Origin of the sequence: Janthinobacterium sp. BJB446, assembly GCF_002735655.1 — a bacterium.
GTDB lineage: Bacteria > Pseudomonadota > Gammaproteobacteria > Burkholderiales > Burkholderiaceae_D > Janthinobacterium > Janthinobacterium lividum.
The window spans coordinates 1-538 of the sequence record NZ_PDZK01000021.1 but is presented as its reverse complement, the minus strand read 5'-3'; the positions used below and the strand labels follow the sequence as shown (position 1 = coordinate 538).

Genomic DNA, 538 nt, shown 5'->3' with positions numbered 1-538 from the left:
GGAGTGCTCGAAAGAGAACCAGTACACAGGTGCTGCATGGCTGTCGTCAGCTCGTGTCGTGAGATGTTGGGTTAAGTCCCGCAACGAGCGCAACCCTTGTCATTAGTTGCTACGAAAGGGCACTCTAATGAGACTGCCGGTGACAAACCGGAGGAAGGTGGGGATGACGTCAAGTCCTCATGGCCCTTATGGGTAGGGCTTCACACGTCATACAATGGTACATACAGAGCGCCGCCAACCCGCGAGGGGGAGCTAATCGCAGAAAGTGTATCGTAGTCCGGATTGTAGTCTGCAACTCGACTGCATGAAGTTGGAATCGCTAGTAATCGCGGATCAGCATGTCGCGGTGAATACGTTCCCGGGTCTTGTACACACCGCCCGTCACACCATGGGAGCGGGTTTTACCAGAAGTAGGTAGCTTAACCGTAAGGAGGGCGCTTACCACGGTAGGATTCGTGACTGGGGTGAAGTCGTAACAAGGTAGCCGTATCGGAAGGTGCGGCTGGATCACCTCCTTTCTAGAGTTTGCACGAATCAG

General features: G+C 54.1%; 1 rRNA gene. It reads left to right on the top strand.

The features are described 5' to 3' along the window. A 16S ribosomal RNA gene (locus CSQ92_RS28520) occupies positions 1–518 on the top strand; the annotation flags it as partial. Positions 519–538: the final 20 nt, after the last annotated feature.